Raw genomic sequence first — 20891 nt, 5'->3', positions numbered from 1 at the left:
TTCCTTTCATCTGGCAATGCCTTACAGCGTCTCTATCCTAATACTGCAGGTATAGCTCACGCCGTAAACACCGCATACACCATCTGCAGCGCCAGTCCCATCAACATAAACGCGAATACGCGCTTGAGTAGCGCGACGGGCAGCTTGTGGGCGAGCTTGGCACCAATCGGAGCGGTTATAATGCTGAACGGCGCCATTAGTAGAAACGCGGGAAGATAAACATAGCCTAGCGCGGCACTAGGCAGCCCGGCTGTACTCCAACCATTAATGATGTAACCCAGCGCCCCAGCGACGGCAATGGGTAGCCCAACGGCTGCCGAGGTGCCAATCGCGCGGGGGAGTTTGACGTTGCACCAGGTGAGGAAGGGCACGGTTAGTGAGCCGCCACCAATCGCCACCAGCGCTGAAATACCACCGATGCCCAGGCCCACACCGCTTACTCCCATTGGGCTAGGTAGGCCGCGGTTCGGTTTGGGCTTGATGTTTGCCAACATCTGGAGCGACATTAGCACCATAAAACAGGCGAAAAAGATGGCTAGGCTACGGGTGGGGATCAGCGCGGCGATAAAGGTAGCTAAAAACGTGCCGACTAAAATGCCGGGGGTAATATAACGCACGATGTCCCAGCGTACCGCCTTGTGCCGATGGTGGGAAAGCAGGCTGGCGGTAGACGCAGGAATAATAGACGCCATGGCAGTGCCTAACGCCAAGTGGGCGAGATGTTCATGGGGCACACCTTGAAGTACAAATAGCGACGTTAAAATCGGCACCATAATGCCACCGCCGCCAATCCCTAATAAGCCTGCCATCAAGCCAACAAAGCCGCCCAGTGCTACATATGCCAACCACCAGATGATGTCCAAATCCGCTGCTCCTAAAAGTGTCTTGTTAGCACGATAAGCACATTGTACCGGAAGCGGCGCGTGTAGCGGGACCAAAGTCGAGTATTCGACTGTGGTAGCGGCGATGCAGTGGTAAGCTGCAGGACAAGTAATGTTTCGGAGTTCGTATGCGCAAGGTAATAGGCAATGTTGGCGTTTTGGTAGTGGTAGTTGCGCTATTGGCAGGCTGTAGCGACATGGAGGAGCCGTCAACTGACACAGTTTCCTCCGCGCAACCTGAGGCCACCCCTGAAGCCCCGGTGACTGAGTCGGAAATTGCTGAGGTGGAAGTAGAGCCGCTTGTTGTCGAGATATCGACGCAGGTCGCCTTACGCAGCGATCGGCGCTTAATGGTGGAAGGTAAAAGCAACTTACCGGATGGCACCCAGGTACGCATTGTAGTCGAGCGTGAGATCAGCCGGGTGCGTTGGCAGGCAAGAACGCAAATCGAAAATGGCCAGTTTGCAGCCGGCCCGTTTGGTTCTGGCAGTGGGCTGCCCGATGGCGGCTACGATGTCCGCGTGGAAGTCTCGGAAGGCAGCGTGCAGCCAGTCGCCGTGCAGGCGCGTATTGGCCACGAGGGCCAGCACCTGGCGGGAGAGCTTGTCAGCCAATCCCGCCATGGGCTGGGCCAAGTGGCCACCTACTCACAGCGTTTCTTGGTGGGGAGTGAACCAAGGCAAACGCGTGACCAGGTGGAGGTGCTAGAGAGTCCGGGGAGGTAGACGCTTTAGGCAGGATGCCAATGGGCTAATAGTACTGCATGAATCGATGTGTCACTGGGGGCTTTGGCGAAGTGCTCAATGACGAAACGATCATCGCGTTGCACCACGTAGTGGCCCGCTTTATGAAACACATGGGTAGGCCCGAGCAGCAGTAAATCACCAGCGTTAACGGGCGAAAAATCCGTACCTTGGCCAGGGGTTGCCATCACACATGGTGCTTTCCAGTCGATGTTCAACGGCAAATGGCTGGGCACTTTAATGGTGGTTGCCTGTACCTGTTCCCAGGGGAGGGGACCAGTATGAGTCAACGTTAATAGCTCGGGTGCGCTATCACCTTCCAATAGTGTTGCCAGGGAACAGTCGAGGGCGTCAGCGAGCGCAACTAAGCGTTCGTGACCGATCTGTTTGATCGCCCCGGATTCCCAATAAGAAATGGTGACATCTGACACGCCAACTTTGCGTGCAAGGGCAGCTTTGTTGAGCTTGGCCCTAAGCCGCAGTTGCTTGATCCGTGAGCCTAGCGATTCCATTTCGTTTTCCTGATGATGAGCTAAAAAGCTCGTGAATGTCTTCCACTATAGTCGTCTTTTTCAATATAAAATATAAATAGTGGCGCTACGAACATACGTTATTGCTCTGCTTCAGTCTTGAGGTATGCGCTCAAGGGGTTGCTACAGTGCCATACTAAGCGATTGTGCTTTAGCGCGCATTAGTGGACAAATAACGTTGAGTTAATTTCTCTGACGCTTTCTTGCGCGAGTTGTTCCCTGGGTGCCGCTGTTGGTTGCGCCTAAGGTGCGTATAATAACGCTATGCATTTTTGCCAATAGGACGTTTTCATGACCGTACGTACTCGCATCGCGCCTTCTCCGACAGGGGACCCCCACGTTGGTACGGCTTACATCGCGCTTTTTAATCTATGTTTTGCTCGTCAGCATGGCGGCCAATTTATCCTTCGTATTGAAGACACTGATCGGGTGCGTTCTACGCCTGAATCAGAGCAGATGATTCTTGATTCATTGAGCTGGCTGGGTCTTGAGTGGGATGAAGGCCCTGATGTGGGTGGCCCCTATGGCCCATATCGGCAAAGCGAGCGTGGCGACATTTATGCCCAACACGCTCAACAACTTTTGGATGCCGGTCATGCGTTTAAGTGCTACCGCACCAGTGAAGAGCTGGATGAGCTGCGTGAGACACGCAAAGCCGCAGGATTGCAGCTGGCCTTAAAACCTGCAGATTTAGCGCTGGATGCACAAGAGCAAGCGCGCCGTGAGCAAGAGGGCTGGCCTTATGTAGTGCGCATGAATGTGCCCGCCGAAGGCGTGTGCGTTGTTAAGGACATGCTGCGTGGCATAATCGAGGTGGAGTGGGCGCAGGTAGACGCGCAAATTTTGCTCAAATCAGATGGCATGCCTACCTACCATTTAGCCAACGTGGTCGACGACCATTTAATGGCAATCACTCATGTGTTGCGTGGGGAGGAGTGGATTAACTCCGCACCAAAGCACCAGTTGCTGTATGAGTATTTTGGTTGGGAAATGCCGCAACTTTGTCATATGCCGCTGCTGCGCAACCCGGATAAATCCAAACTCTCCAAGCGCAAGAACCCAACGTCGATCAACTATTACCGTCGAATGGGCTTTTTACCCCAGGCCGTCACCAACTATTTGGGGCGGATGGGCTGGTCAATGCCCGATGAGCGCGAGAAATTCAGTCTGCAAGAAATGATGGCAGAATTTGATGTGCAGCGTGTCTCGTTAGGCGGCCCTGTATTCGACCTGGAGAAGCTGACCTGGCTGAACGGCGTCTATATTCGTGAAGACCTGGACGACGATGCGCTGTTAAGCGCGCTGCGTGAGTGGGCCTTCAATGAAGCCTATATTAAGCAGATTCTGCCGCAGGTACGGCCGCGGGTAGAAACGCTCTCCCAGGTCATGCCGTTGGCAGGGCACTTCTTCTCGGGCTTGCCAGCACTGACTAAAGCGTCGTTTGAGAGTGTGAAGCTTGAGGAAGAGGAGCTGGTAAAACTGCTCCAGTTCCTTGTTTGGCGATTTGAAGGCGTCTCCGCTTGGAATAAAGAGGCGCTACTGAGCGAAGTTAAGCTGCTGTCCGAGCATTTTGATTTGAAAATGAAAGCGTTCCTGGCGCCGGTGTTTATTGCGATTACCGGCAGTACGTCCAGCACCTCGGTTATGGACGCCATGGCGATTCTTGGCTCCGACGTTACCCGGGCTCGCCTGCGCAGCGCGATAGAGGTGTTGGGTGGCGTCTCTAAGAAACAGGCGAAGCGCTTTGAAAAAGAGTTTCGTGAAATAGCTTCGTGAAAGAGCTCTGTGAAAGAGCTCTGTGAAAGAGCTTAGTAACATCAGCTAACCGCAATTGAGATAGTGCTAGCGCCAATTTCTTATCTTTAAGTAATTGGCGTTTTTCATGTTGACGAAGGCCAGGGGAATCAGTATTATACGCTCCGTCTTCGCGACATGTGGGGCCTTAGCTCAGCTGGGAGAGCGCAACACTGGCAGTGTTGAGGTCAGCGGTTCGATCCCGCTAGGCTCCACCAATTCAGCAGCATGTGAATAGTTGCTCGGGAAGACACGCTTTTAGCGTTATATGTCTAGTGTTATACGTCCCATTCGTCTAGTGGTCTAGGACACCGCCCTTTCACGGCGGTAACAGGGGTTCGAACCCCCTATGGGACGCCACTACTTACTACTCCCTTTCTAATGTTTTTTCTGGCAATGAGTCTTCTCATCTGCTGGATTTCTGCGTTCCTGCCGTTCACAAAAAAGCTACAAATCGCCACTTTTTGGGCGATTTTATGCTTGACTTGTCCACTTTTGCGATTCTGATTTCAAGGTTGTGCACAACCCCTTGTTGTTGACGCAAAAAATATTGAACAGAACTTAAATCATTAAAAAACAATGACTTACATTAGATCAAAAAATGACCAATTTAAGGCTGGCCCACTGCCCATGGCGATTGTGGGACGTTTTGAAGTGGTTGTGAACAGGGTTATCCACAGATAGTGTGGAAAACCCTGAGCGAAGCCGAGAGGCAAAAATGTCAAGCGATATTAGGGGTGCTCAGGTGTTTTAATGGTGGTGATTTAGCGCAATGGTTGATTCAAAATTGACTAAGTAATGGAGATACCCAGCGAAGTCAGCTGGTGTTGGTTGCACGGGCATTATAGTAGCCCGTCAGGCGGTGAACTTGCTCAAGCCCTCGTTGGTGTAGCGGTGCGAACGACAGGCGAGTAGAGACCTTTGTTGGCTCAAGTCGCTGGCAGGTGACTGGCGTAATGCCAGCCCAGCGTGAAAGGGACCTTACGCAAAAGGCCACCCGAAGGTGGCCTTTGATCAAGCGGGGTGTTGATTTATTTTTTCGGGTAGTCGCGCTGGTCATGACCAATATAGAGCTGACGCGGACGGCCGATTTTGTAGCTTTCGCTGAGCATTTCGTGCCAATGAGAGATCCAGCCAATGGTGCGCGATACCGCGAAGATCACGGTGAACATATTGGTGGGGATACCCATCGCTTTCAGGATGATGCCTGAATAGAAGTCTACGTTCGGGTATAGCTTACGCTCGATGAAGTACTCGTCTTCAAGGGCGATCTGCTCAAGACGCTTGGCGATTTTAAGCTGTGGGTCGTCGGCCATGCCGAGTTCTGCAAGTACTTCGTCGCAGGTCTCTTTCATTACCTTGGCGCGCGGATCGAAGTTGCGATATACGCGGTGGCCAAAGCCCATTAGCTTGAATGGGTCGTCTTTGTCCTTGGCTTTATCGACAAAGTGCTGGATGTTCTCTTCGGAGTCTTCGCCGATTTCGTCGAGCATCGCCAGTACGGCTTCGTTAGCGCCGCCGTGAGCGGGGCCCCAAAGTGCCGCGATACCAGCGCTGATACAGGCGAATGGGTTAGCGCCCGTGGAGCCTGCAAGGCGTACCGTAGAGGTAGAGGCGTTCTGCTCGTGGTCCGCATGTAGCATAAAGATGCGGTCCATGGCTTTCGCGAATACCGGGTTAATTTTGTACTCTTCGCACGGGTTGCTGAACATCATGTAGAGGAAGTTCTCTGCATAGCTCAGGTCGTTGCGCGGATAGTTGAACGGCTGCCCCACATTATACTTGTGCGACATGGCCGCCAGCGTCGGCATTTTAGCAATCAGACGGATCGCACTAATCACACGATCTTCTTCTTGAGTAATGTCCATATGGTCATGATAGAAAGCGGCTAGGCCGCCGACTACGCCACACAGGATAGACATCGGGTGCGCGTCGCGGCGGAACCCTTTAAAGAAGTTGTTGATCTGATCGTGAACCATGGTGTGGTTACGAATGCGCGATTCAAAATCTGCGTATTGCTCGTCGTTAGGTAGCTCACCAAATAGCAGGGTGTAGCACACTTCTACGAAATTAGACTCTTTGGCCAGCTGGTCGATGGGGTAGCCGCGGTGAAGCAGTACGCCCTTGCCGCCATCAATATAGGTGATGGCAGATTGGCAGGAAGAGGTGGCCATAAAGCCGGGATCGTAGGTGAACAGGCCTTCAGCGCCTAAGCCGCGTACGTCGATGACGTCGGGGCCAAGTGTGCCGGAATACATGGGTAGCTCGATCGGTTTATCAAGACCGTCTACCGTCAATGTCGCTTTCCTGTCAGCCATGCTGGCCTCCTTTCGAATTCGGGTTGGGACGTAAAGTCGTTGCTGCGCATACCGCGCCGGCGAAAAGGCCTGCCCACTATAGAAGTGTGCGACATTTTGTCAATTAGCCTAAGCGCTAGCTGTGTATTGTACAAAAATTGTTATTATGATGAGTGTTGTATAAGATTTAAAAGTCTACAATATGACAAAGCGTTAAAAGACCGGCGATATTTTAACAATAGTTTAACATGAGATGTTAACAGGCTTATCAAATTGCTACTCTATCGTCACTATAGCGATGCTGCAGCGCAAAATCGAATCCGAATGATGGTAATTTTCTTGCACCATAGTCGAGTTAAGCCTGAGTTCGGTTTGTAAGCGAGGGCGAAGGTTCTTATAATCCACGGCGCGCGACCGGCAGGTAGGTGGTCGTGCCCGACTTGGCAACGGCCGAGCCCCTTCCAGCAACCACCGCCCGCTCGGGCCATGCCCGACCTGTCGCAGAGCGGGCCAAGAGAGTGTGTACAAAGCCGTGAATAGCAAACGACCCGTAAACCTAGACCTTACTACGATCCATTTCCCACTGCCGGCCCTGACGTCGATCGCACACCGTATTACGGGTGTCATCCTGTTCATTGGCCTGATTTTCGCTTTTTGGGCGCTGGGTAAATCCTTGTCATCTCCGGCGGGTTTTGACGCCGTTAGCGATGTGCTGGCCAATAATTTCTTGGCTAAGTTAATCGCTTGGGGGCTGTTGTCCGCCCTGGCATTCCACTTTGTAGCAGGCATTAAGCACCTGCTGATGGATGCCGATATTGGGGTAACCCTTGAAGGTGGCGTACAAAAAGCGCAGATCACCGTCGTGGTCAGTGCCGTTCTGATTATTCTGGCAGGAGTTTGGGTATGGTAACTAACATCACAAGTTTTGGCCGTAGTGGGCTTTCTGACTGGCTGATGCAGCGCGTTTCGGCGGTAATTCTGGCCATCTACACGGTCTTTATCGTTGCCTTCCTGCTGTTTAATCCCGATCTCGATTACTACGCGTGGAGCGGCCTGTTCAACCAGACGTGGATGCGGATTTTCTCGCTACTGGCGTTCGTCGCCTTAGCCGCGCACGCCTGGATCGGCCTATGGACCGTCACCACCGACTATCTCAAGTCCACTCGCCTGCGCGTGGGTGTCCAAGCTGTCATCATCCTGGGCATTTTCGTGTACTTGGTGTGGGGCATTCAAATTCTGTGGGGAGCTTGATTACATGTCTAATCTGCGTAGCCTGACGTTTGACGCCATTATCATTGGTGGCGGTGGTGCTGGCCTGCGAGCCGCGCTTGAACTTGCCAAGTCCGGCAAAAAGACGGCCGTGTTATCGAAAGTTTTCCCGACCCGCTCTCACACCGTTTCTGCTCAGGGTGGTATCACCTGTGCAATCGCGTCTGATGACCCGAATGATGACTGGCGCTGGCACATGTACGACACCGTTAAAGGCGGCGACTATATCGCTGACCAGGACGCGGCTGAGTATATGTGTTCTGAAGGCCCGAAAGCGGTCTTTGAGCTCGAACACATGGGCCTGCCGTTCTCGCGTTTAGATAACGGCCGTATTTATCAGCGTCCGTTCGGTGGTCAGTCAAAGAACTTCGGTGAAGGTGGCCAGGCGGCACGTACCTGTGCGGCGGCTGACCGTACCGGCCACGCGCTGTTGCACACGCTTTATCAGAATAACTTGAAGAACGACACCGTGTTCCTCAACGAGTGGTACGCGGTTGATCTGGTCAAAAACGCCAGCGGTGACGTGGTCGGTTGTATCGCCATGTGCATCGAGACGGGCGAAGTAGTTCACGTTAAATCGAAGGCCACGGTACTCGCGACCGGTGGTGCAGGCCGTATTTACGCCTCCACGACTAACGCCTTGATCAATACCGGTGACGGCATCGGTATGGCGCTGCGTGCGGGCTTCCCGATGCAGGACATGGAAATGTGGCAGTTCCACCCGACCGGCATTTACGGTGCGGGCACGCTGGTCACAGAAGGCTGCCGCGGTGAAGGCGGCTACCTGATCAATAAAGACGGCGAGCGCTTTATGGAGCGTTATGCACCGAACGCCAAAGACTTGGCCGGCCGTGACGTTGTTGCTCGTTCAATGGTCATGGAAATTCTGGAAGGTCGTGGCTGTGGCGAGAAGGGCGATCACGTCTTCCTGAAGCTTGATCACCTGGGCGAAGAAGTGCTTGGTAAGCGCCTGCCCGGTATCGTTGAGCTTTCTAAGACCTTTGCTCACGTTGACCCGGCAAAAGATCCAATCCCGGTCGTGCCGACCTGCCACTATATGATGGGCGGTATTCCAACCAACATTCATGGTCAGGCGATTACCATGGACGAAAGCGGTAACGATCATATCGTTAACGGACTGTTTGCCTGTGGTGAAGCGGCGTGTGTATCGGTTCACGGTGCCAACCGCTTGGGCGGTAACTCACTGCTCGATCTGGTAGTGTTTGGGCGTGCCGCGGGTATGTTTATCGAAGGCGCGCTGAACGCAGGCATTGAGTACCTGGACGCTTCTGAGTCTGACATTGAGTCGGCCATGAAGCGGATCACGCGCTGGAATGAGTCTGAGGGTGGTGAAAGTATTCCTGAGCTGAAGGCTGAGCTTCAGGACATCATGCAAACTTCCTTCGGCGTATTCCGTGAAGAGAAAAACATGCTGGAAGGCGTCGACAAGCTAGCGCTACTGCGTGAGCGTATCGCCAATGCCCACCTGCCTGACAAGTCCAATGCCTTTAACACTGCCCGTGTAGAAGCGCTGGAACTCGATAACTTGATGGAAGTGGCTGAAGCGACGGCGATCGCTGCCCTTGAGCGTAAAGAGAGCCGCGGCGCCCACTCGCGCTACGACTATCCAGACCGTGATGACGTCAACTGGCTGAAGCACTCGCTGTTCTTCCCTGCGACGAAAGAGCTGAAAAAACGCGACGTTAACTTCAAGCCGAAAACTGTTGATACGTTCGAGCCTAAGGTTCGTACCTACTAAACGCCGCATAGACGAGAGGGAGTCACTATGTCCAATCTTCAGGTATCCGTATACCGCTACAATCCGGAAACCGACTCCGCACCTTACATGCAGGAGTTTCAGGTCGATACCAAAGGCCGCGATGTGATGGTGCTGGATGTTCTTCATATGATGAAAGAGCAAGACAGCGGTTTGGCGTTTCGCCGTAGCTGCCGTGAGGGTGTTTGCGGTTCTGACGGCATGAACATGAACGGCAAAAATGGCTTGGCGTGTATTACGCCTTTGTCAGACGTTGTGAAGAACAACAAGCTGGTGCTGCGTCCGCTGCCAGGCTTGCCGGTTATTCGCGATATGGTGGTCGATATGGGCTTGTTCTATAAGCAGTACGAGCGTATTCAGCCGTATCTGCAAAACGACACGCCGCCGCCTGCCATTGAGCGCCTGCAGTCGCCGGAAGAGCGCGACAAGCTTGATGGCTTGTATGAGTGTATTCTGTGCGCCTGCTGCTCAACGTCTTGCCCGTCGTTCTGGTGGAACCCAGAGAAGTTTGTTGGCCCAGCCGGTTTGCTGCAGTCTTACCGTTTCCTGGCCGATTCACGTGACACGGCTACCAGCGAGCGGTTGAGCAATCTGGAAGATCCGTTCTCGGTGTTCCGTTGCCGTGGCATAATGAACTGTGTGGCGGTTTGTCCAAAAGGCCTAAATCCCACTCGGGCGATTGGTAAAATTCGCGAAATGCTTCTCGCTGATGCTACCTAAGTTCATGACATTTGAGTAAAAAAGCGTGTGCCACTTAAGTTGGGTAACAATGCCACTTAAATCATGGCGCTTCGCTTGTTATCATAGGGTTTGTCACGTGGTGCGGCGTCACGTCGCACCGCTGGTCAGACAAGTTTGAAAGCCGGTGCCTTGGGTACCGGCTTTCGAGCATGAACTGAAGACGAAACACCGTATGACGCGTTAGATAATGAATAGTTAGATGAATAGGGTTTCCGGCCGTTGGCCGGCGCCGCCGGCAAACGTCCCGCCCCGCCGGCAGGGCAATAGCGATGTCGCCGCACGTTTGCGACGATACCGATACCACCCCATCAGTGCAGGGTGACCGAGAGATGCAACAAGGCATAATGGAGTTGATGTGGCGTTCCTCTCACGTTAGTGGCGGCAATGTTCACTACGTGGAGGCGCTTTACGAGCAGTACCTCGCCGATCCTGAGTCTGTCCCTGACGAATGGCGCAGCTATTTTGATGAGTTGCCGCGTCCCGAGGGCAGTGCCTCCCACGATGTTCCACTAAGCCCAGTCCGTGATCAGTTCTACCAGCTGGGGCGCGAAAGTCGTCCGGGCCGTGTAGTCGCCGCTGCCGATAGCGGTGAAAACAAAAAGCAGGTAAAAGTCCTGCAGCTGATTAACGCCTACCGCTTCCGTGGCCATCAAAAGGCCAATATCGACCCGCTAGGACTGCGTAATCCCACCCCCGTCCCCGATCTTGATCTGTCCTTTCATCAGCTCTCAAAAGCTGATTTGGACACCGAGTTCCAAACCGGTTCTTTCTTTTTAGGTATCGACAAAGCGCCACTGCGTGACATCGTTGATGCGTTGGAGCGCACATACTGCCGCTCCATCGGCTGCGAGATCATGCATATCGTCGATACGGAAGAGAAACGTTGGTTACAGCGACGTTTCGAGTCGGTACGCAGTGCGCCTGATTTCAGTGCTGATGTGCGTAAGCACGTACTGGAGCGTTTGACGGCCGCTGAAGGTTTGGAGAATTACCTGGCATCCAAGTATCCAGGTACCAAGCGCTTTGGTCTTGAAGGCGGTGAAACGTTTGTGCCAATGATGGATGAACTCATCCAGCGTGCCGGCGGTTATGGCACCAAGGAAGTGGTCATTGGCATGGCACACCGTGGGCGACTCAACCTATTGGTCAATATTTTGGGTAAAAACCCAGCTGACTTGATCGATGAGTTTGACGGCAAGAAAGTGATTGAGCGTGGCTCAGGTGACGTGAAGTACCACCAGGGCTTCAGTTCGAACGTCATGTCCCCGGGCGGCGAAGTCCATTTGGCGATGTCGTTTAACCCATCGCACCTGGAAATCGTTGCACCCGTCGTGGAAGGTTCGGTGCGTGCCCGCCAAGATCGCCGTAACGACGAAGAGGGTAGCAAAGTGCTGCCGATCAACGTCCACGGCGATGCAGCGTTTGCCGGTCAAGGCGTGGTGATGGAGACATTCCAGATGTCCCAGACCCGTGCTTTTAAAACCGGTGGCACGGTCCACATTGTGATTAACAACCAAGTGGGCTTCACCACCTCGCATCCGCTGGATGCACGCTCCACAGAATACTGCACTGATATTGCCAAGATGGTTCAAGCGCCTATTTTCCATGTTAATGGCGATGACCCGGATGCAGTGCTGCACGCCACTCAAGTAGCCCTTGATTACCGTCAGCAGTTTAAGAAAGACGTGGTGATCGATCTGGTCTGCTACCGTCGCCGTGGCCACAACGAAGCTGATGAGCCGTCAGGCACGCAGCCGATGATGTATGCCAAAATAAAAGATCACCCCTCTGCGCGCTCGCTTTATGCCAAGCGCCTGGTTGATCAGGGTGTGCTCTCTGAAGAGTCCGCCAAAGCGATGATAGAGACCTATCGTGATGACCTGGTGGCGGGTAACCACGTAGCCAATGCGTTGGTGCAAGAGCCCAATGCCTCTCTATTCGTTGATTGGGCGCCTTACCTGGGCCACGAGTGGACCGGCGATGCAGACACGACGATTGATATGAAGCGTCTGCAGCAGTTGGCTGCCCGTATGTGCGAGGTGCCGGATGGCGTCGACGTTCAGCGTCAAGTCGCCAAGATTTATGAAGATCGCCGTAAAATGCAGGCCGGTGGTTTGGCACTGAACTGGGGCTTTGCGGAAACGTTAGCCTACGCCACGCTGTTAGAGCAGGGTCACCCGATTCGGATTACCGGGCAAGACGTGGGCCGCGGCACTTTCTCCCACCGCCATGCGGTGGTGCATAACCAGAAAGATGGCACCACTTATGTTCCGCTGCAGAACATGGCCGATGGTCAACCGCGCTTTACTATTCATGACTCCTTCCTCTCGGAAGAAGCCGTGCTGGCGTTCGAGTATGGCTACTCCACCACAGCACCGAATGATTTAGTGATCTGGGAAGCCCAGTTTGGTGACTTCTTTAACGGCGCACAGGTCGTCGTTGACCAGTTCATCTCCTCCGGTGAGACGAAGTGGGGCCGGGTGTGTGGTTTGACCATGCTGTTACCACACGGCTACGAAGGCCAGGGTCCGGAGCACTCTTCGGCACGCTTGGAGCGTTTCCTGCAAATGTGTGCTGAGCACAATATGCAGGTGTGCGTACCGACGACCCCCGCGCAGATTTATCATCTATTGCGTCGTCAGGTGATTCGTCCGCTGCGTAAGCCGCTCATCGTAATGACGCCTAAATCGCTGCTGCGTCATAAAGAAGCGACGTCGAGCCTTGAAGATCTGGCCCACGGCAAGTTCCATATGGTGCTCGCTGATCAAGCCGATCTTGCGCCGGAGAAGGTCACCCGCGTTGTACTTTGTGCTGGCAAGGTCTACTACGACTTAGCCGCTTGGCGCGCCGAGAATGAGCGCCATGACACGGCAATCTTGCGTGTTGAGCAGCTTTATCCCTTCCCGAAAGAAGAGCTTCTGGAAGCGCTGCAAGGCTATACCAATGTAGAAGACATTGTGTGGTGCCAGGAAGAACCGCTTAATCAGGGCGCTTGGTACTCCAGTCAGCACAATATGCGTGCAGTGGCCGATATGCTGAAAGATGGCTTCGGACGCGAGTTGAAATTTGCAGGACGTCCTGCCTCTGCTGCACCAGCAGCTGGCTATATGTCCGTCCATACTGAACAGCAGCGCCAGCTGGTGGAAGACGCTTTTAATTTATAAGCGGCCACCGGATTTAGAGAACACATAAGGGAAACGACATGGCTACTGAGATCAAAGCGCCAACCTTTCCGGAATCCGTTGCCGAAGGCACAGTGGCGGCGTGGCATAAAAAGCCGGGTGACAGCGTTGAGCGTGACGAGCTGATTGTTGAGATTGAAACCGACAAAGTGGTGCTTGAAGTCGTCGCACCGGAAGCGGGTACCCTGACCGACGTCATGGCCGAAGAGGGCGATACCGTTCAGTCAGAGCAGGTGCTGGGCAAAATCGGTGAAGGCAGTGCGTCAGGCAGCAAGGAAGAGAAATCTTCTAGCGATGATAGCGCTGAAAAATCCGAAGAGAAGTCTGACGTTAAGGCGTCTGAAGAGAAGCAAGAAAAGCCTGCCAGTAGCGGTGGCGGCAAGCAGCACGACGTAAAAGCCCCGAGCTTCCCTGAGTCGATTCAGGAAGGCACCGTGGCCACTTGGCACAAAAAAGTCGGCGAAGCGGTCAAGCGCGATGAGGTGCTGGCCGACATCGAAACCGATAAAGTCGTACTGGAAGTGGTTGCGCCGGCCGATGGCGCCCTGGCTGAAATTAAAGCCGAAGAGGGTAGCCAGGTCGAATCCGAAGCGATTCTCGCGACCTTTACCGAAGGCGCCGGTGGCGACAGCAGTGGTAGCGAAAGCGGCGGCGATGCAGCGCCTGCTAAAGCTGACACCAGCAGCGACGACGATGGCGCCGATGAGAAAGTCGGTGACAAGATCCTCGCTCCGGCTGCGCGTAAAATGGTGGCTGAGCACGACCTGGACGTTGCCAAGATTAAGGGCACCGGAAAAGGTGGCCGCATCCTGAAAGAAGACGTACAGAAAGCGGTCAAAGACGGTTCCGCCAAGAAAGCAGCCAAATCAGCGGCACCGGCGAAATCGGCTGCTGCACCGGCGGCCGAGGGGGAGCGCATCGAGAAGCGCGTGCCGATGAGCCGCCTGCGTCAAACCATCGCCAAGCGCTTGGTTCAGGCGCAGCAAACGGCGGCGATGCTGACGACCTATAACGAAGTGGACATGACCGAGATCATGGCCCTGCGTGCGCAGTACAAAGAGACGTTCTTAAAAGCTCACGATATCAAACTGGGCTTTATGGGCTTCTTTGTCAAAGCAGCTTCAGAAGCGCTCAAACGTTATCCGGACGTGAACGCCTCTATCGACGGCACCGACATCGTTTATCACGGTTACCAGGATATCGGCGTTGCCGTTTCCACCGACCGTGGTCTGGTCGTGCCGGTACTGCGCGACACCGACAGCATGAAAATTGCTGACGTCGAGCGCAAAATTGTCGATTTCGGCAAGCGTGGTCGTGACGGTAAGCTGGGCATGGACGACATGATCGGCGGCACCTTTACCATCACCAACGGTGGTACTTTTGGCTCGTTGATGTCGACCCCGATCATCAACCCGCCGCAAACCGCCATTCTGGGCATGCACAAAATCCAGGATCGTCCGATGGCAGTTAACGGCAAGGTCGAGATTCGTCCGATGATGTATCTGGCGCTCTCTTACGACCACCGTATGATCGACGGCAAAGACGCCGTTCAATTCTTGGTTACCTTGAAAGAATTGCTGGAAGACCCGGCTCGTCTGCTGCTGGATGTCTAAAGTATAAGCGTCATCTTTATTGAGTACGCTACTGCTTAAACCAGGATTTAACTGCACTCGCACACAGCCTCCCACCCAGTCGCGTTAAAATGGGGGGAGGCCAGCAAGCTAAAGGAGCCAACATGGCTGATAAGTTTGATGTGATCGTTATCGGTGCCGGCCCTGGCGGTTACGTTGCCGCCATTCGTGCTGCACAGATGGGCCTGAAAGCGGCCTGTGTTGAAAAATGGATTGGTAAAGAAGGCAATGTCGTTCACGGTGGCACCTGCTTGAACGTGGGCTGTATCCCGTCTAAAGCGCTGCTTGAAGCCTCCCACAAGTTCGTTGAAGCCAAGCACGATTTCGACGATATGGGTATCCAGGCTGGCGACGTTTCCATGGACGTTACCAAGATGATGGCCCGCAAGGACAAGATCGTTAAGAACTTGACCGGCGGCATCTCTGGCTTGTTCAAGGCCAATGGCGTAACCGCCATCGAAGGTACCGGTAAAGTGGTTTCCGGCAAGCAGGTTGAAGTCACCGATACCGATGGCAACACCACTACTTACGACGCCGACAACATTGTGATTGCAGCGGGTTCAGTGCCGGTAGAAATTCCGCCGACGCCACTGACTGAAGGCCTGATTGTTGATTCAACCGGCGCGCTTGAGTTCACTGAAACACCCAAGCGTTTGGGTGTGATTGGTGCCGGTATCATCGGCCTTGAGCTGGGCAGCGTATGGAACCGTCTCGGCTCTGAAGTTACCGTACTTGAAGCTATGGACTCGTTCCTGCCCATGGTGGACACCACCGTCGCCAAAGAGACGCAGAAACTGCTTAAGAAGCAGGGGCTGGATATCAAATTGGGCGCTCGCGTGACCGGTTCTGAAGTCAAAGGCGACGAAGTCGTTGTGAAGTACAGCGATGCCAACGGCGAACAAGAGATGACATTTGATAAACTCATCGTTTGTGTCGGCCGTCGCCCATACACCAAAGGCGTGATTGCCGACGGTGTTAGCGTTGAACTGGATGAGCGTGGCTTTATCTTTGTTGACGACCAGTGCCGTACCAACGTCCCGGGCGTTTACGCCATTGGTGACTGTGTACGCGGACCAATGCTGGCGCACAAAGCCTCTGAAGAGGGCATCATGGTGGCGGATATCATCGCTGGCCATAAAGCCGAGATGAACTACGACGCGATTCCTAGCGTCATTTATACCTACCCGGAAGTGGCATGGGTCGGTATGACTGAGCAAGACGCTAAAGCGAAAGGCATCGAAGTCAAAACCGGTACCTTCCCGTTCGCGGCAAGCGGCCGTGCGATGGCTAACAACGCCACCGAAGGCAGTGCCAAAATTATCGCCGATGCGGAAACTGACCGTATTCTCGGTATGCACATCGTGGGTCAACACGCTGGTGAGATGATCGCCCAAGGCGTGATTGCCATGGAATTCGGCTCTAGTGCCGAAGACCTGGCCCTGACCTGCTACGCGCACCCGACCATGTCGGAAGCTGTTCACGAAGCAGCGCTTGCGGTAGATGGCCATGCGATTCATATGGCCAATCGCAAGAAGCGTAAGTAATTTAGTTAAACAACGAAGCGCCACCTTTTATGGGTGGCGCAAACTTTCGGCTTTGTGGTAACAAACAAAGATCGAAAGAACGGGGATGACCAGTTCTTTTAAGACCGTTTTTGTAAGACTGCTCTTAAAAAAGAACTGATCATCGTTCGAGTCACATGCAACCAATGGCATGAATCGATGAATCTTCACGAGTATCAAGGTAAACAGCTGTTTGCCGATTATGGTCTACCAGTGTCTAAAGGCTTTGCAGTCGACACTCCCGAAGAAGCGGAAGAGGCTTGCAAAAAAATCGGTGGTGACATGTGGGTGGTTAAAGCCCAGGTGCACGCCGGTGGCCGTGGTAAAGCGGGTGGCGTTAAGCTGATCAAAGACCCGGCTGAAGCCAAAGCATTTGCTGAAAAGTGGCTAGGCAAGAACTTGGTTACCTTCCAGACTGACGAAAAAGGTCAGCCGGTTGCCAAGATTTTGGTTGAGACCTGCACTGACATCGCCGACGAGCTCTATCTCGGTGCCGTTGTCGACCGTACTACCCGTCGTGTGGTCTTCATGGCCTCTACCGAAGGTGGTGTAGAGATCGAGACGGTTGCAGAAGAGACGCCGGAAAAGATTCTCAAAGCTGAAATCGATCCGCTGGTCGGCGCACAGCCGTACCAAGCGCGTGAGCTAGCCTTTGCGCTGGGCCTGAAAGGCGACCAGATCAAGCAGTTCACCAAGATTTTCTTAGGTCTGTCTCAGTTGTTCCACGACAAAGACCTGGCCCTGTTGGAAATTAACCCGCTGGTCGTCACTGAAGAAGGCAATCTGCACTGCCTCGACGCCAAACTGGGTCTGGATAGCAACGCGCTATACCGTCACCCTGACCTGCAGGCCATGCGTGATCCTTCGCAAGAAGATCAGCGTGAAGCCGATGCGGCGAAGTGGGAACTTAACTACGTAGCGCTTGATGGCAACATCGGCTGCATGGTGAACGGCGCAGGTTTGGCCATGGGCACCATGGACATCGTCAACCTGAGCGGCGGCAAGCCCGCTAACTTCTTGGACGTTGGCGGCGGCGCCACCAAGGAGCGCGTGGCAGAAGCGTTCAAAATCATCCTGTCGGATGACAATGTTAAAGCCGTACTGGTTAACATTTTCGGCGGTATCGTACGTTGCGACATGATTGCTGAAGGCATTATCGGTGCCGTTGAGCAAGTGGGCGTCAATGTGCCGGTAGTCGTACGTCTGGAAGGTAACAACGCCGAACTGGGTGCTGAAAAACTAGCATCTAGCGGTTTGAACATTATCGCGGCTACTAGTCTGACCGACGCGGCTCAGCAGGTCGTTAAAGCGGCGGAGGGCAAGTAATGAGCATCCTGATCGATAAGAACACCAAGGTCATCTGCCAGGGCTTTACCGGTGGCCAGGGCACGTTCCACTCCGAGCAGGCGATTGCCTATGGCACGAAAATGGTCGGTGGTGTTACACCGGGCAAAGGCGGCCAAGAGCACCTCGGTCTGCCCGTTTTCAATACCGTGAAAGAAGCGGTAGCGAAAACCGGCGCGGAAGCCAGCGTTATCTACGTACCGGCGCCGTTCTGTAAAGACTCAATCCTTGAAGCGGCGTTTGCCGGTATCAAGCTAATTGTGTGCATCACTGAAGGCATCGCTACGCTCGACATGCTCGAAGCGAAAGTGAAGTGTGACGAGCTGGGCGTACGCCTGATCGGCCCGAACTGCCCGGGTGTTATCACTCCTGGCGAATGCAAAATCGGCATCATGCCGGGTCACATTCACCAGCCGGGCCGCGTAGGTATCGTATCTCGTTCTGGTACCTTGACCTATGAAGCCGTTAAGCAGACCACTGATCACGGTTTCGGTCAGTCTACCTGTGTGGGTATCGGCGGTGACCCGATTCCGGGCTCTAACTTCATCGACATCCTCGAAATGTTCGAGAAGGACCCGAAAACCGAAGCCATCGTGATGATCGGTGAAATCGGCGGTACGGCTGAAGAAGAAGCGGCAGCTTACATCAAAGCCAACGTTTCCAAGCCCGTGGTTTCCTACATTGCCGGTGTGACTGCACCTCCTGGCAAGCGTATGGGCCACGCGGGCGCCATCATCTCTGGCGGTAAAGGCACCGCTGACGAGAAGTTTGCGGCCCTGGAAGACGCCGGTGTTAGAACCGTGCGCTCTTTGGCTGAAATCGGTGATGCGCTGAAAGAAGTGACTGGCTGGTAAGCCATGAACGTTTAGCTGCACGCTATAAGGGCGCCCCTCGGGGCGCCCTTATTTATTTCTGCGTGCTATTTAATAATACTGCTATGGCGCCGAGCGACGCAGCATTCGGTAGCTATACAGCACAAACAGCGGTGCGCCTGCCGCCAAGTAAAGATGGTAGCTGACCAATCGCCACACCAATACCGCTGCGGCGGCCTGTTCGCGCTCCATTAGCGGCAGCAACAGACCACCCACGCCCACCTCCGCAGCGCCCGCGCCACCAGGCAGAAAGCTAAGCTGACTCGCGGCCATCGCCAGCATTTGAGTCAAGAAGGTCCACATCCAGTCTGCATGGCCGCCTACTCCCAGAACCGCCAAATAGAGCAAGCTGTAGCGCATCAGCCAATGGGCGGTGGTCAATAGCATCATCGCAAGAAGCGTCGTGCGCGGCAGCTCTAGCGTCACCTTGAGTGCATGCCGACAGCGCAAAAGGCGCCGTGCAAGCCAACGTCGGCGATACTGGCTTGGCCACGGCGTGTTCACGCCGGGTGAGCGCAGTAGACTTGGTAGATAGCGCATGACCACACTCACCAGCGTCGCCATGAACGCTAACCCCACCAGCGCCCATTGTACGAGAGATTGGTGTGGCCACTGGGTATCGCTGAGCGCCGAAAAGAGCACCAGGCCGCTCAACATGGCCAGGAAAAACAGTAAGTCACAGCCTTGATCAATCAGAAACACTGCCGCGCCTTTGGCAGGCGGAAAGCCGCGCCGTGCAAGCAGCAACAGCAGGGTCGCTAGGCCACCGCTGCCGCCTGGGGTGGCGCACAGCGCAAACTTAGAAGCTAGTTCAATCCCTAGCGCGCCGCGCTGGCCGAGCCTGCCTGCACGGCCCCCCAGCATCAAACGTAGCCTAGCTGCATTCAGGTTCCAGCACAGAACGGCCATCACCAGCATCAATAGCAGCAACCCCAGTGGGAAGTGTTTGACGCGCTGCAGCGCCTCGGCTCCACCCAGCCAGGCGGTGAGCACCAGCGGCGCAATCAGCGCCAAGGCAATCATTACGCCGTGGATAGGCCGCCACTTCAGTAGCTGGCGACGACTAGTGGTGTTGGTGGAGTGCATAGGGTTGGCTGCCGTGGCAAAGCTGCTGATAGTGCTCAAGCAGCGAGTGCATAACACCATCCCAGTTGAAATGGCGCTCGACATGGCGACGCGCATAGCGCCCGCTAGCAGCGATATCATTACTAAACAGCGCTAGACAGGCCTCAGCCATGGCAGTGGGGTCGAGCGGTTTGCATAAAATACCCGCTCCCAACGGCACGTTTTCGGCCAGCGCCCCGGCCCTGACTGCTACCACTGGAATGCCGCAGGCCATGGCTTCCTGGGCAACTAAGCCGAAGGTTTCGCGGGTGCCTGCGTGCAGCAGAGCGTCGCTACTGGCCAGTGCTTTGGCGACCTCGTGGGCACCACAGCAGCGATCCACAATGGTGACATTGCTGGGTACGTGATGCGGCATACCGGGGCCCATCAACAGCAAATGGTAATCGCTGTCTAGCTGACGCATCGTTGAAAGCAGTACATCAAGATTTTTCTCGCGTGAGTTACGTCCCACAAAGATCAGCAGCTTTTTATCGCTGGGTATGCCCATGGTCTGGCGGAACGTCGGGTCACGCTGCTGGGGATTAAATTGCGCTAAATCGACACCCAACGGCTGCACGCGAACATTGTCGACGCCCCAGTCGCGCAGCCGATCTGCCATCGCGTTACAGGGCGCCAATACGCTATCGAACCGACTATAAAGGTCCGCTACATAGCGGGTTAAGCGCTTCTCAACGTAGCGCCCTAAGCGATCACCCATCAAACGTGGAAGATCAGAGTGATAGAAGCCGACCACCGGCACGCCGAGTCGCTGCCCCGCGGCTAACGCCGCCCATGCGGTTACGTACGGGTCGCCAGCCTCAATAAGATCAGGCTTTAGATCAATCAGGGCATCCCGCCAGGGGGAGCCACGTAGTGGGAAACGATAGCCCTGGCCTAGAGGCAGGTGTAGCGCCGGTAAGGTGTGGTGGTCACCCAGGCTATCGCGCTCCGCCCCCGGCACCAGCAGGCTGGTACGCAGCTGTGGGATACGTGAAAAAACACGGTGTTTGGCCTGTAGATAGGTACGTACACCGCCGCTGGCGGGTGCATGGAACATCGTCACATCGGCAATGTGCAAGCTAACCTCCAACCACAAAGAGTGTCATCGTTTCACCATAAAGGAGAAATAAGTCAGTTCAGCGACAGTGGCTTTGCAGGGGGCGG

General features: G+C 54.5%; 16 protein-coding genes and 2 tRNA genes. 13 read left to right on the top strand and 5 right to left on the bottom strand.

From position 1 onward, the window contains the following. Positions 1 to 56: 56 nt before the first annotated feature. Positions 57 to 863, bottom strand: a complete 807-nt coding sequence (locus KO116_RS15790; RefSeq protein ID WP_035563041.1) for a sulfite exporter TauE/SafE family protein — start codon at positions 861 to 863, stop codon at positions 57 to 59. Positions 864 to 1009: 146 nt separating this feature from the next. Between KO116_RS15790 and KO116_RS15785 the strand changes: the two genes are divergently transcribed. Then, positions 1010 to 1606, top strand: a complete 597-nt coding sequence (locus KO116_RS15785) for a hypothetical protein (protein WP_035563044.1) — start codon at positions 1010 to 1012, stop codon at positions 1604 to 1606. 5 nt (positions 1607 to 1611) lie between these two features. Here KO116_RS15785 and KO116_RS15780 read toward each other — a convergent pair whose 3' ends face one another. Then, positions 1612 to 2136 carry a helix-turn-helix domain-containing protein gene (locus KO116_RS15780; RefSeq protein ID WP_035563045.1) on the bottom strand — a complete coding sequence of 175 codons (525 nt, stop codon included), beginning with the start codon at positions 2134 to 2136 and terminating at the stop codon, positions 1612 to 1614. A 309-nt stretch (positions 2137 to 2445) separates the two neighbouring features. Here KO116_RS15780 and gltX point away from each other — a divergent pair, with 309 nt between their 5' ends. From gltX to KO116_RS15765, 3 genes are all read left to right on the top strand, one after another. Beyond that, complete coding sequence (gltX, locus tag KO116_RS15775) at positions 2446 to 3930, top strand: glutamate--tRNA ligase (protein WP_035563047.1); 1485 nt, start codon at positions 2446 to 2448, stop codon at positions 3928 to 3930. Positions 3931 to 4090: 160 nt separating this feature from the next. Beyond that, positions 4091 to 4166 (top strand) — tRNA-Ala (locus KO116_RS15770). A 66-nt stretch (positions 4167 to 4232) separates the two neighbouring features. After that, positions 4233 to 4308 (top strand) — tRNA-Glu (locus KO116_RS15765). Between the two features lie 671 nt (positions 4309 to 4979). Here the strand turns inward: KO116_RS15765 and gltA are convergent. Further along, positions 4980 to 6266 (bottom strand): citrate synthase, encoded by a 1287-nt coding sequence (gene gltA, locus KO116_RS15760; RefSeq protein ID WP_035563050.1) that lies wholly within the window; start codon positions 6264 to 6266, stop codon positions 4980 to 4982. Between the two features lie 511 nt (positions 6267 to 6777). Between gltA and sdhC the strand changes: the two genes are divergently transcribed. The 9 genes from sdhC (at position 6778) to sucD (ending at position 18605) form a co-directional block, all read left to right on the top strand. Further along, positions 6778 to 7155, top strand: a complete 378-nt coding sequence (sdhC, locus tag KO116_RS15755) for a succinate dehydrogenase, cytochrome b556 subunit (protein WP_200897104.1) — start codon at positions 6778 to 6780, stop codon at positions 7153 to 7155. Beyond that, on the top strand, positions 7149 to 7496 hold the full coding sequence (gene sdhD / locus KO116_RS15750; protein ID WP_035563055.1) for a succinate dehydrogenase, hydrophobic membrane anchor protein: 348 nt from the start codon (positions 7149 to 7151) through the stop codon (positions 7494 to 7496). Before sdhC ends, sdhD begins: the two co-directional genes overlap by 7 nt. Before the next feature lie 4 nt (positions 7497 to 7500). After that, entirely contained in the window at positions 7501 to 9273 is a 1773-nt protein-coding gene (gene sdhA, locus KO116_RS15745; RefSeq protein WP_035563058.1) for a succinate dehydrogenase flavoprotein subunit, read from the top strand. A 27-nt stretch (positions 9274 to 9300) separates the two neighbouring features. Beyond that, a complete protein-coding gene (locus tag KO116_RS15740; RefSeq protein ID WP_008958564.1) occupies positions 9301 to 10011 on the top strand; it encodes a succinate dehydrogenase iron-sulfur subunit in 711 nt (236 codons plus the stop codon). Between the two features lie 350 nt (positions 10012 to 10361). After that, the gene (locus KO116_RS15735; RefSeq protein ID WP_035563102.1) at positions 10362 to 13196 is read left to right on the top strand and encodes a 2-oxoglutarate dehydrogenase E1 component; all 2835 of its coding nucleotides are present in this window, start codon (positions 10362 to 10364) and stop codon (positions 13194 to 13196) included. A 38-nt stretch (positions 13197 to 13234) separates the two neighbouring features. Continuing rightward, the gene (gene odhB / locus KO116_RS15730; protein WP_035563063.1) at positions 13235 to 14827 is read left to right on the top strand and encodes a 2-oxoglutarate dehydrogenase complex dihydrolipoyllysine-residue succinyltransferase; all 1593 of its coding nucleotides are present in this window, start codon (positions 13235 to 13237) and stop codon (positions 14825 to 14827) included. Between the two features lie 122 nt (positions 14828 to 14949). After that, on the top strand, positions 14950 to 16389 hold the full coding sequence (lpdA, locus tag KO116_RS15725) for a dihydrolipoyl dehydrogenase (protein WP_035563066.1): 1440 nt from the start codon (positions 14950 to 14952) through the stop codon (positions 16387 to 16389). Positions 16390 to 16566: 177 nt separating this feature from the next. Continuing rightward, entirely contained in the window at positions 16567 to 17733 is a 1167-nt protein-coding gene (gene sucC / locus KO116_RS15720) for an ADP-forming succinate--CoA ligase subunit beta (RefSeq protein ID WP_008958560.1), read from the top strand. Beyond that, on the top strand, positions 17733 to 18605 hold the full coding sequence (sucD, locus tag KO116_RS15715) for a succinate--CoA ligase subunit alpha (protein ID WP_035563069.1): 873 nt from the start codon (positions 17733 to 17735) through the stop codon (positions 18603 to 18605). Before sucC ends, sucD begins: the two co-directional genes overlap by 1 nt. 81 nt (positions 18606 to 18686) lie before the next feature. Here sucD and KO116_RS15710 read toward each other — a convergent pair whose 3' ends face one another. Then, entirely contained in the window at positions 18687 to 19709 is a 1023-nt protein-coding gene (locus KO116_RS15710) for a lysylphosphatidylglycerol synthase transmembrane domain-containing protein (RefSeq protein WP_045812153.1), read from the bottom strand. Next, positions 19687 to 20805 carry a glycosyltransferase family 4 protein gene (locus tag KO116_RS15705; protein WP_035563072.1) on the bottom strand — a complete coding sequence of 373 codons (1119 nt, stop codon included), beginning with the start codon at positions 20803 to 20805 and terminating at the stop codon, positions 19687 to 19689. Before KO116_RS15705 ends, KO116_RS15710 begins: the two co-directional genes overlap by 23 nt. Between the last annotated feature and the right edge of the window lie 86 nt (positions 20806 to 20891).

Origin of the sequence: Halomonas sp. KO116 (genome assembly GCF_000734975.2) — a bacterium.
GTDB classification, from domain to species: Bacteria; Pseudomonadota; Gammaproteobacteria; order Pseudomonadales; family Halomonadaceae; genus Vreelandella; species Vreelandella glaciei.
Note: the sequence above shows the minus strand (reverse complement) of the source record. Positions and strands in the feature narration are given on the sequence as shown.